13 protein-coding genes are annotated in these 11659 nt (G+C 36.8%); 4 read left to right on the plus strand and 9 right to left on the minus strand.

All coding sequences use genetic code 11. From position 1 onward, the window contains the following. Positions 1–51 precede the first annotated feature (51 nt). Positions 52–651 carry a hypothetical protein gene (locus tag CN326_RS01165; RefSeq protein WP_098305394.1) on the plus strand — a complete coding sequence of 200 codons (600 nt, stop codon included), beginning with the start codon at positions 52–54 and terminating at the stop codon, positions 649–651. 25 nt (positions 652–676) lie between these two features. On the opposite strand, the gene argH is transcribed toward CN326_RS01165, so the two are convergent. Both argH and CN326_RS01175 read right to left on the minus strand, forming a co-directional pair. Then, positions 677–2065, minus strand: coding sequence for an argininosuccinate lyase (argH, locus tag CN326_RS01170; RefSeq protein WP_098305396.1), 1389 nt, complete (start codon positions 2063–2065; stop codon positions 677–679). After that, entirely contained in the window at positions 2062–3267 is a 1206-nt protein-coding gene (locus tag CN326_RS01175; protein ID WP_098305398.1) for an argininosuccinate synthase, read from the minus strand. The genes argH and CN326_RS01175 overlap by 4 nt, the downstream gene beginning before the upstream one ends. A 168-nt stretch (positions 3268–3435) precedes the next feature. On the opposite strand from CN326_RS01175, the gene CN326_RS01180 reads away from it, so the two are divergent. Beyond that, positions 3436–3753, plus strand: a complete 318-nt coding sequence (locus CN326_RS01180) for a radical SAM protein (RefSeq protein WP_098305400.1) — start codon at positions 3436–3438, stop codon at positions 3751–3753. 446 nt (positions 3754–4199) lie between these two features. Here CN326_RS01180 and CN326_RS25495 read toward each other — a convergent pair whose 3' ends face one another. Then, on the minus strand, positions 4200–4418 hold the full coding sequence (locus CN326_RS25495; RefSeq protein ID WP_098305402.1) for an aspartyl-phosphate phosphatase Spo0E family protein: 219 nt from the start codon (positions 4416–4418) through the stop codon (positions 4200–4202). Between the two features lie 678 nt (positions 4419–5096). Here CN326_RS25495 and CN326_RS01190 point away from each other — a divergent pair. Further along, positions 5097–5747: a YitT family protein gene (locus tag CN326_RS01190; RefSeq protein ID WP_098305497.1), complete on the plus strand. Its 651-nt coding sequence runs from the start codon at positions 5097–5099 to the stop codon at positions 5745–5747. Between the two features lie 28 nt (positions 5748–5775). On the opposite strand, the gene CN326_RS01195 is transcribed toward CN326_RS01190, so the two are convergent. Next, positions 5776–6606, minus strand: a complete 831-nt coding sequence (locus tag CN326_RS01195) for an EcsC family protein (protein WP_098305404.1) — start codon at positions 6604–6606, stop codon at positions 5776–5778. A gap of 277 nt (positions 6607–6883) precedes the next feature. Between CN326_RS01195 and CN326_RS01205 the strand changes: the two genes are divergently transcribed. Further along, on the plus strand, positions 6884–7315 hold the full coding sequence (locus tag CN326_RS01205; RefSeq protein ID WP_098305406.1) for an NUDIX hydrolase: 432 nt from the start codon (positions 6884–6886) through the stop codon (positions 7313–7315). A gap of 39 nt (positions 7316–7354) precedes the next feature. Here the strand turns inward: CN326_RS01205 and CN326_RS01210 are convergent, their stop codons facing one another. The 5 genes from CN326_RS01210 to CN326_RS01230 form a co-directional block, all read right to left on the minus strand. Beyond that, positions 7355–8548, minus strand: coding sequence for an acetate kinase (locus tag CN326_RS01210; RefSeq protein WP_098305408.1), 1194 nt, complete (start codon positions 8546–8548; stop codon positions 7355–7357). Positions 8549–8851: 303 nt separating this feature from the next. Next, entirely contained in the window at positions 8852–9838 is a 987-nt protein-coding gene (locus CN326_RS01215) for a class I SAM-dependent methyltransferase (RefSeq protein WP_141524948.1), read from the minus strand. Positions 9839–9952: 114 nt separating this feature from the next. Next, positions 9953–10453: a thiol peroxidase gene (gene tpx / locus CN326_RS01220; protein ID WP_098305412.1), complete on the minus strand. Its 501-nt coding sequence runs from the start codon at positions 10451–10453 to the stop codon at positions 9953–9955. 128 nt (positions 10454–10581) lie between these two features. After that, the gene (ytfJ, locus tag CN326_RS01225; RefSeq protein WP_098305414.1) at positions 10582–10977 is read right to left on the minus strand and encodes a GerW family sporulation protein; all 396 of its coding nucleotides are present in this window, start codon (positions 10975–10977) and stop codon (positions 10582–10584) included. Positions 10978–10993: 16 nt separating this feature from the next. Next, positions 10994–11623, minus strand: a complete 630-nt coding sequence (locus CN326_RS01230) for a DUF2953 domain-containing protein (protein WP_098305417.1) — start codon at positions 11621–11623, stop codon at positions 10994–10996. Between the last annotated feature and the right edge of the window lie 36 nt (positions 11624–11659).

Consider the following 11659-nt stretch of genomic DNA (forward strand, 5'->3'; position numbering starts at 1 on the left):
TTTCTTTATGCATACATTATATATATGTCCAAGCATAAAGGTGTGATGTTTTTGAGTGATGAGAATAAAAGAAAAAGCAAATCCGCTACTCCGATTATGAACTTATGTATATTTACTCTTCCCGGCTGTAATGTAACTGAAAAACAAATTAAGCAGCAAGTTGCGTTAGCAACCAAAATATGGAACATAGACTTTATTATCACAAGTATCACAACGCTGAAAAATTTTTCTGTTCAAACGAATGATACTTCATTTCGTAAAAGACAAAGCAAAAATATACAGCGATTATTTCGTGAAAGAAAATATCTCTTTCCAAATCCAAATAGTATTTCAATATTCTATACAAATGCAAGGCACCTCTCGAGTAATACGACAGGACGAACGTTCTCTTCCTTCACGACGAAAAGCCGCTTCAACCATATTATCCTTACAAAATCTTCGCTAGAAAATACACTTGCGCACGAACTCGGACATATCTTATTCTATTCCCACCGAAAACTACAAGGAAAAAATCCAGATAGAAACTCTTATCGAACGCATAGCTTAGACCCTGAAAATATTATGTTTGGAACTGCTACAAGCCGTAAACGAAAAACAACATCCCTACAAAGATCGTATGCATTAGAAAGTACATTAATTGAATATATGTAACAATCATGAAAAATCCCGTGAAACATTACATGTTCACGGGATTTTCTACTATCTCTTTTGCTTTTTGAAGTGCCTGTTCAATTTGTGCGAATCCTGTACCACCTGCACTGTTTCTTCGTTTTACTGCTGCATATGGTGAAAGCACTTCATATAAGTCTTCCTCAAATAACGAGCTCATCTCTTGGTAGGTTGTTAACGGTAAATCTAGCAAATAAACACCTTCGTTAATACAATGAAGGACAAGTTTTCCTACAATTTCATGTGCCTGACGAAACGGTAACCCTTTACTCGCTAAATAATCTGCAATCTCTGTCGCATTTGAAAAATCTTGCGTGACAGCCTTTGCCATTTTATCTTTTTTCACCGTCATCGTCTCAAGCATGCCTGCCATTACATGTAAACAGCCCTTTACTGTATTTACCGTATCGAACATACCTTCTTTATCTTCTTGCAAATCTTTATTGTAAGCAAGCGGCAATCCCTTCATAACTGTTAATAAGCTAAACAAGTTGCCGTATACTCTTCCTGTTTTCCCGCGAATAAGCTCTGCCATATCCGGATTTTTCTTTTGCGGCATAATGCTGCTACCCGTTGCATAACTATCGCTCATTTCAATAAACTGAAATTCTTGACTGCTCCATAAAATAAGTTCCTCACAAAAACGTGATAAATGCATCATTAATATAGAAGCATTACTTAAAAATTCAAGAATAAAGTCACGGTCGCTTACTGCATCTAAGCTATTCTCATATATTCCTTCAAAACCGAGCAACTGTGCACTATACTCGCGATCAATCGGGAATGTTGTCCCAGCAAGTGCCCCGGCTCCAAGCGGAGAAATGTTAATACGTTTTAACGAATCTTTAAAACGATTCGCATCGCGCTCTAACATCCAAAAGTATGCAAGGAGATGGTGGGCAAAAGAGATTGGCTGTGCACGCTGCAAATGCGTATACCCTGGCATAATTGTTTCAATATGTTCTTCAGCTTGTCCTGCAAGTGCAATTTGCACTTGTTTCACTGCCTCGATGATGCCTTGCACTTCATTTCGCAAATACAAATGCATATCCGTTGCTACTTGGTCGTTACGACTTCTTCCTGTATGCAGCTTACCGCCAACTTCACCAATATGCTGAATTAACATCTTTTCAATGTTTAAATGAATATCTTCTGCTTCAACAGAAAACGTAAGCTCTTGCTTCTTTGCTTTCTCAAGTAAATACTGCAAGCCGTTTTTAATTTTCTCTCCTTCTTCAGCCGTTACGATACCGCATTTCGCAAGCATCGTAACATGGGCCATACTTCCTTGTATATCTTCTACTGCTAATTGCTGGTCAAAGGAGATGGAAGCTCCAAACTCCTCAACCCACTGTTCAGCCTGTTCCGTAAAACGGCCGCCCCAAAGTTTGCTCATGCCTCCACCTTCTTTTGATTCACTTGGCTGTATACTTTTGTTGGTAAACCAAATAATGAAATAAATCCAATCGCTGCATCGTGATTAAATTCATCATCTACTGTATACGTCGCTAATTTTTCATCGTATAGAGAATACTCTGATTTACGTCCTTCTACAATCGCATGTCCTTTAAACAGTTTCACACGTACTGTACCTGTTACATTTTTTTGCGTTTCTTGTAAAAAGGCAACAAGAGCATCTTTTAAAGGCGAGAACCATAAACCGTTATAAATTAACTCTGTTAATTTTTGTTCAATCATCGGTTTAAAATGTGCTACTTCTTTTACAAGTGTTAAATCTTCTAATTCCTTATGTGCAGTAATCAATGTCATCGCCGCTGGGCATTCATACACTTCACGTGACTTAATACCAACAAGACGATTTTCTACATGGTCGATGCGGCCAACCCCGTGCTTACCAGCAAGAGCGTTTAACGTTTTAATTAACTCTGAAAGTGAATATGATACGCCATTTAATGTCGTTGGCACCCCTGCTTCAAAACCAATTTCTACAAATTCGGGTTTGTTTGGTGTATCTTCTAATGCTAACGTCATTTCATATGCATCTTCTGGCGGTGCTGCCCATGGATCTTCTAAGATTCCACATTCGTTGCTGCGTCCCCATAAGTTTTGATCAATTGAAAACGGGCTGTCTAAGTTAATCGGAATTGGTACATTGTTTTCTTTTGCATACGCAATTTCCTCTTCACGTGACCATTTCCATTCACGCACCGGTGCAATCACTTCTAAATACGGATTTAACGCTTGGATAGAAACTTCAAAACGTACTTGGTCATTTCCTTTTCCTGTACATCCATGTGCAACTGCACTTGCACCTTCCATCTCTGCAATCTCTACCAATTTCTTAGCAATTAACGGGCGAGATAATGCAGATACAAGTGGATATTTCCCTTCATATAACGTGTGAGCTTGCAGTGCTTTTAATGCATATTCATTCGCAAACTCTTCTTGAACATCAATCATATAAGATTTAATTGCTCCGACGGACAATGCTTTTTCTTTTACAAACTCTAAATCTTTTCCTTCCCCTAGATCTAAACACAGGGCAATAATATCGTATCCTTTTTCTTGCAACCATTTAATCGCAACGGAAGTATCAAGACCTCCGGAATATGCTAATACAACTTTTTTGTTCTCCATTTTATATCCCCCTAAAGAATAATTATTCATTGTTATTAATATTAATTCATAATTTATCACCTTTCACAAAATGTTGCAAGGGATATTCATAATTATTTTTAAAACAATTTCATCGAAGTTCTTTCTCTTTTTCGATACAATGAAGACAGAAAATGGAGGGAACAATGTATGGAACAATATTTCACATATAACGAACACCTAGGTATTGAACTACCTGATTTCCAAGAAGAATGGGAGGATATACCTGAAACAGTGCAACATACAATTTTATTAAAGTGGGAGCAAATTCGCGGGAAAATACCAGATCGAATTAAAGAACTTGAACATATCATTAACACGAAACAACACGGGTTAAATAACGAAGAAAACTTTGAAATTTCTTGTAGACTCAATACAGAAATTGCGGATCTCGCTTCCATTATTAACGACCTTTGGCTTTGGTATCGTCTAACTCAAAATGTATCTGCAGGAAAAGCACATCAGTAAAGCGAAACTTCCATCAGTGGGGGTTTTCTTCATCCCCCACCTATCTCCCTCGCTTCTCTCTGAATATTGAAGTATAGGTCTTACCGCCCGCGAATAGTGGAATAAAAAAGTCGTTGAGAATATTTCCTCAACGACTTAATAATTTTATAAAGTGAAACTTTCATCAGTGCCCCCCCACTGATGGTTAGTTGAACCAATCGGGATTTAACGGGCGGTTATCCCTCACCTATCTTCTTAGATTCTCGAGGTGAGGGCCTTACTGCCCGTTAATGCGGGATAAAACAGTTCTATCCTTTTTTGCTTTCCGTTCCCCTTTGTACGTATTTTGCAAACGCTTTCAAATATAGGTAAACAATAGCGTCGTCGACTTGTTCAAATACGGTAAGTTACAACGTAAAACTAGTTAAAATATATTTATATTATAATAATGGAAAATACGCTCTTGTCTATTCCGTTAAACATGTAGTGGTAATCGTATTTTTCTTTTCAGACATATGAGACGCCTTCTCTGTGTATATAATACTTTCCATCAAAAGATATACTAAACTATCTAATTCTTGACTACATACAATTACTTTATCATGATAAAAACCGTACTCTCTTACAAGTTCAATTAGTTCCTTCCTTTTTTCCTCCATCCTTTCTTGTATATCTATCGTTTTCATACAAATCTCTCCAGTCACCATAGATAATATTATTCGAATAATACAAAATATTTTATTTAAAATAAACATTTTGTAATTAATTAAAGTAAATTTTACAGAAAAATCGACAAAGTTTACTTTTTCATACAGAGACCCTTTCGACGGAAAATATTTTTGTATCGCACCATTTTTCAGCAAAATTCACATGAATTTCAACTAAAGCTCCCATATTTACGAAGTATGTAGGTTTTTCGTTGCCCATTGTCGATTTCCAAGAACATACATTTAAAAAAAGTATGATATAATAGAATATAATCTTTTATAGAAAGGATTTAGATATCATGATCGCTCGAAGGAGCATGTGGCATCGAAAAGACGAATCTTACACGTAGCGTATTTTTTTGCTTAGATACTTTGTCTAGCGAAAAAAATACGAGAGTGGGGAAATTATGATTGCCCGAAGGATAATTTGGCAACGAAAAGACTCTTCTTACACGTAGCGTTTTGTTTAGTCTGTTTCAGACCTAAACTAAAACGAAAGTAGGGAGAATTGATGGACGAGAGGATTATTCGTTATTTCTTCAGTGATATATAGCGTAGTTAGACGTATGTAAACTAACTGCTGCTATGTAGGCGTAGTTAGTTTATGAAAAAACAAAAAACTACTAACTACGGAGAGAAGGAATAACGATGGAGAACATCCAAAACATCCAAAGTCGACAAATTATTAAAGAAATTTTTATGGTTTTACTTGGTTCATTTATTTTAGCTGTCGCGCTATACCACATTCAGTTTCAAAATCACTTAACAGAAGGTGGCTTTGTAGGAATCGCACTGTTTTTACAAAACTTTTTTGACATTTCACCGTCAATTTCAACTGTTTTAATGGATATTCCTGTCATTTTACTATGTGCTACATTTTTAGGTAAAAAAATGGTCGGTTATTCATTTGTTGGTTCCGTTTCATTCGGAGTATTTTATTCTTTAATGGAAAACTATTCTCCGTTCACGGTGGATTTATCGAATCACTTATTTGTAGCTGCAGTAGTGGGCGGTGCATTAGCTGGGATTGGACTTGGTTTTATTTTACGATTCGGTGGTGCAACAGGCGGAGATGACATTTTAACCATTGTATTAAGCAAAAAAACACGCTTTACAATTGGGCAAATTTTCTTCGTTTTTGACGCAATTGTCATTGCACTTTCATTATATTATTTATCATGGACTGAAATTGCCTTTACGATTCTTTCCCTTGCCGTGCAGGCGAAAGTACTAGATTTAATCTACTATCCAGCAAAGGAAAAGAAACCAGTGGCAATTCCATTATCAAAACAACATGCAACAAACTAAAAAGCGAAAGGCGGCTGCCTTTCGCTTTTTATATTTTTTGGCGTAAATAACGCATTTGATAAAATCGATTTGCAAATTCTGTTATGCTCCGTGTTAACCGATAATTCGCCGTTGATCCAACCGCAATCCCAAGTACTGGTACACCTTGAAACAACTTGCGGCGCAGCGAATAAATAATGAACGTTTTCAAAATTTGTTTTAGTAGTACTTGTACAGATGCTGGATTTAGTACTTCCTCTTCTCCCTCATAGAAGAATGGAGCCGCTTCTTCTTGTTCTAACTCTTGCAGTAAGTTGTACCAAGCATACTGCTGCAAGTGCGCTGGCAATATGGCTGCATGGAATACTTTTAACGCTAGCATCATTTCATACGGTTTATTCACATCATGACCAAATGATGTGGCGATTAACTGCACTGCTTTCACATTTAAGGCAACCAGTACTGGTAAATCTGCACTTAATAATAAAAAGCCACCAATTCCTGTTACTCCTCCTTGCACGAAAGAATATAAACGATGACGAGCTGTTTGCTGTTCTGCTATGTATGTTAATTGATCAATCGATAATGCTTTCATGTCTTCAATATGTTCAATGGAATCATTAAATAATCGTGCCGTGCCTAAAATACGTCCCCGTGCATCGAGCTGTGATTGCGAACTTTGAATAAATGCATGAAGATGAAAGAGCCATCCATCTGCTTTCGAAAAAAATTCATTTCGTTTTTTTTCTGGCAGCTTAGAAAATGTGCCATTCAACCACTTATCAAACATTCTCTGGAAATCCGTTGATTCTTGTTGCACTAATTGCTGCTCCCAGCTTTTCATATCATATAAAATTCGTTCTTCTCGCTTTGACAGCATACAAACAACCCCTTGGATTATTTTTTCTACATTGTAACATATTTGCTAGAAGAGAAAGAACGCCTGTTTTTTTCTGAAAAATATGTTAACTTTAAATGCATCATAAAGTGCAACTTCCATCAGTGGGGGGGTTTTCTTCATCCCCCACTGATGGTTAGTTGAACCAATCGGACTTTTACTGGCAGTTATCCCCCACCTATCTTCTTCGATTTTCTCTGAATCTTGAGGTGGGGGTCTTACTGCCCGTTAATGCGGGATAAAGAATGGGAGGAACGTTATGTATCCACGTGCAAAAGCCTTAGGTATTATTGAACACAATCATTGTATCCTTGTTGAAGAATATAAAGGAAAACATGAAAGTGGTGAGGGCTATTATTATAGACCACTTGGCGGAAGTATTGAACTTGGAGAGTATGCAACGCAAACTGTTATCCGAGAATTCGAAGAAGAACTTGGAGTCTCTGTGGAAATCGTTGTATATTTGGGCTGTTTAGAAAACATCTTTCAAATAGAAAATACAATTGGACATGAACTAGTCCAATTGTATTCTGTCTGCTTCTCAAACAAATCGCTTTATAGAAAGGGTCGATTCACAATAACAGAAGGACAGAACATCTCCTACGGTGTATGGGTTCCCATTGAAACATTTTTGCAAGGAGAAAAAACATTATACCCAAACGGATTAACAGAGCTACTTTCAAAAAAATAATACAAAAAGACGGGAATCATCCCGTCTTTTTATCATATATTAACCAATATTTCCAAAACGTACTACGTCACGAGCAATCATAACTTCTTCGTCTGTTGGAATTACGATTACTTTTACTGGAGAGTGTGGGAAGCTAATGAATGCTTCTTCACCACGGAAATTGTTGCGTTTCGCATCGAAGTATACGCCCATAAACTCAAGACCTTCTAATACACGCTCACGAATTAATGCACTGTTTTCACCAATACCAGCTGTAAAGATGATTGCGTCTACACCTTTCATGCGAGCTGCATAAGAGCCGATATATTTGTGGATACGGCCTACAAATACGTCTAGTGCTACTTCTGCACGGTGATTTCCTTCTTCTTCTTTTTGTTCAATGTCACGTAAGTCACTAGAGAATCCAGAAAGACCTAACATACCACTTTTCTTGTTTAATACGTCAAGAACTTCGTCTACAGATTGTCCTGTTTTTTCCATAATGTATGGAATTAACGCAGGGTCAATGTTACCAGAACGTGTACCCATTGTTACACCAGCAAGTGGTGTGAAGCCCATAGATGTATCGATTGATTTTCCGCCTTCAACAGCTGCGATACTTGCACCGTTACCTAAGTGACAAGAAAGTAAACGTAAGCTTTCAAGTGGACGGCCTAATAATTCAGCTGCACGCTCTGTTACGTACTTGTGAGAAGTACCGTGGAAACCGTATTTACGGATGCCGAATTTCTCATAGTATTCGTAAGGTAAGCTGTATAAGAAAGATTCTTCCGGCATTGTTTGGTGGAATGCTGTATCGAACACTGCTACTGCAGGTACGTTCGGAAGAATTTCTCGGAACGCTTTAATACCAATAGCGTTTGCTGGGTTATGAAGTGGTGCTAACTCACTTAAAGCTTCGATATCTGCTAATACTTTGTCATCAATTAGAACAGAATCTGGGAATGTTTCACCGCCGTGTACAACACGGTGACCCGTACCGCTAATCTCATCAAGAGATTTGATAATACCTGTTTCAGTTAATTTATTTACAAGCATATTAACCGCAACTGCATGGTCTGGGATATTTGTTACTTCTGTTTGTTTCTCACCGTTCACAGTAATTGTAAATACGCTATCCTCTAAACCGATACGTTCTACTAAACCTTTTGTTAATACTGTTTCACTTGGCATTTCAAATAATTGGAATTTCAAGGAAGAGCTTCCTGCATTAATCGCGATGATTTTTGACATCTAGTCTTTCGCCCCTTTTTCTCTTGTTAGCCGTGTGGAATCCTTCCACAAACCGCTCAATTTTATGTCTTCAACTAGCTGCCAGCTAACACAAACGTTTTACCGACAGAAGTTTTATACTCACGATTTTAATTTAAACATCGTACGACATATATTTCAAGTGAAAAAATTGTAACACAAAGATTTTTTTTATATTACAGATTTTATAATTCTTATTTTTGTTCTTATATATATTACTGAATTTTGTAAACACTATAAAACTGTACTATATATTAGTATATACCTGTTACATATAAACATTGTTTACTTTTGTTTAGCGAACCAACCATTAATTTGATTCATAATATTCTCCATCGCTGTCATATTTGAGAATTTTGGTAATTCTACTAATAACGCTTGTTTTGGCATTTGTATGTCTTGTCCCTTCTTTTGGAGAACAAATATACTTTTTGCATTTTTTTCGTTTTTAAACATGGAAACAGGTAGCTGTAGTAGCCCTTGTACAAAACATGTTTCTTTAATAAATGCATGAAGTTTTGGCGCTTGATCACTTTCAAATATGAAATTTGGTACTAAGAAAAATAAATATCCGCCTTCTTTTGTATGTTTTACACTTTGTTCAACAAAAAGATGATGTGCATAAGACATGCCTTCATCTGCTTTTAAAGTATATTCACTTGCACCAATTTCGTTTGGATAATAGCCAATTGGTAAATCACACACAACTACATCAACTGGATCAATATAAAGGGGAGCTAAGCCATCTTGATTGAAAAACTCAACTGCTTGTTTTTGTAAATTTGCATTAACTAAAGCAAGCTTAACAAGCAAATCATCTACATCTACCCCAAATCCGCTCACGTTTGTACCTTCTGGGCAACCGTTAAAGATTGTCGTTAATAAATTTCCCGTTCCAACTGCAGGATCTAAAACAGTCATTTCCTTTTGATCCTTCATAAATTTCTGGAATAAATAACTCATAAACATACCAACCGCATCTGGCGTCATTTCATGATTTGCTTGTACGCCTTCTTTCATTCCTTTTAAGATGGCAAGTTGAAACGCTTTGCGAATTTCTTCGCCTTTATAGTTTTCTTCATTAAACTTACTATATTCACGCTCTAGTCGTTCAATTGTTGGCTGTTCTAATCCTTCTTGTAAAATTGTTCCTTCAAATAAATTATCGCCTGTTTCTACAAGCGCTTCTAAATAGGTTATGTCTAATTCTTTACGTAAAATTACGGCAGAAGAATCAAAGATAGAAAATAATGTTTCTACTGTTGAACTCACGAAAATTCCTCCTTAAAACTAAAATACACATAACTTATATCATACCACACTCTAAATTCTTTCCAAAAGAAAAAGCGACCTCTTTTCACAAGAGGTCGCTTTTTACTCTTCACATTACTTTGCAGCTTTTGCTGCTTCTAATGCTGCTTCGTAATTTGGATGGCTTGTACCTTCGCTTACATATTCTACGTAAACAACTTTGTCGTTGCTATCTACTACGAATACTGCACGTGCAAGTAAACGAAGTTCTTTCATTACAACACCGTATGCTTCGCCAAAAGAAAGGTCACGGTGATCAGAAAGCGTTACAACATTTTCTAAACCGTTAGCTGCACACCAGCGTTTTTGAGCGAATGGTAAATCAACGCTAATTGTTAATACTTTTGCATTTTCAATACCAGCTGCATCTTCGTTAAAACGACGAGTTTGCGCATCACATACACCTGTATCGATAGATGGTACAACACTAATTAATTTCACTGCACCTTTGTATGTTTCTAAAGTTACTGGAGATAGGTCATTTGCTAATACTTGAAAATTAGGCGCTTGGTCGCCTACTTTAACTTCTGTTCCAACTAAAGTGATTGGGTTTCCCTTAAACGTTACGTTTGCCATTTAAAAATCCTCCCTTTTCTAAAACAAAATATGTACAGTGTAAATGATAGATGTTCAGCAAACAGAATGCAAATGAATCGTTCTGTTTTATGAAAAAAGAAGCTAATCACTCGATTAGCTTCTTCTTTCTATATTTCATACTCCGGCTGTTCATCTTTTTGTGTGTTCATCATTTCTTTCACTTTATCGGCTACTTGCGGTGCTAATTCCATTACTTTATCAAGTATGTGCGTCTGTTTATCTAAGTGAAGCACTTTCACACCTTCACTATTTACAACGAGAAAAGCAATTGGATTAATGGAAACGCCACCCCCACTACCACCGCCAAATGGATGGCGATTATTGTTTTCAAGTTTACCAAATTCACTCCCGCCCGCCGCAAAGCCAAAACTTACTTTAGAAACCGGTAAGATGACACTTCCATCTGGCGATTGAATTGGATCACCGACGATTGTGCTTACATCAATCATATGATTTAAATGTTGCATCGCTGTTGTCATCAATCCTTGAATTGGATGTTCCACATAATCCCTCCTATGTTCATTGTTGCATTGCATTATCTGTAGCAATAACTCCTTGTTGTTTCAAAAATACAAATATACGAATTGCCGCTTTCACTGCACGGTATATACGAAATGAAGCTGTTAATTCACAATGTGATGCCACAGTTTTCCCTTGAAAAATTGGAGTAACTTCAAGCTGAGGCGCATCGATAATTTCCATGTAATTTCCAGCAACACCAACAATCATTCCTTTTACTGACCATACATAACCTGTTATAACTCCAGTGCTCGCTGCATCACCTGTTCCAACTTGCGAACGCCATCTCCAATTTTTGATTTTCACTTTTTGAAGAAAACCTTTCATCATAGTATGGATTTCTTGCATCCTTTTTATAACCTCGGCCATACTGTCAAGCATTGCTACAAACTTATCTTCTGTTCCGCCCTCTTCTCCTGCTTTTTCAATTTTTTGATCTGTTTTCTTTTGTTGTTTCTCTATCCGCTCAAGTACATCAAACGTATAATGAATCATCCATATTTTCACTTGAAATAAACACTGTTTTTCTGTTTCTGTATATAACAAACTAATTTTCAGCGATAATTTCGATAACAAAATAAGCAAGACGAACAAAATAAGTATTCCAATTCCAATCGCAAGCCACTTCATCGTACCATCCTTTCATTCCGTATCCATTATCGACAC

This window comes from Bacillus sp. AFS018417 (assembly GCF_002560985.1).
GTDB classification, from domain to species: domain Bacteria; phylum Bacillota; class Bacilli; order Bacillales; family Bacillaceae_G; genus Bacillus_A; species Bacillus_A rhizoplanae.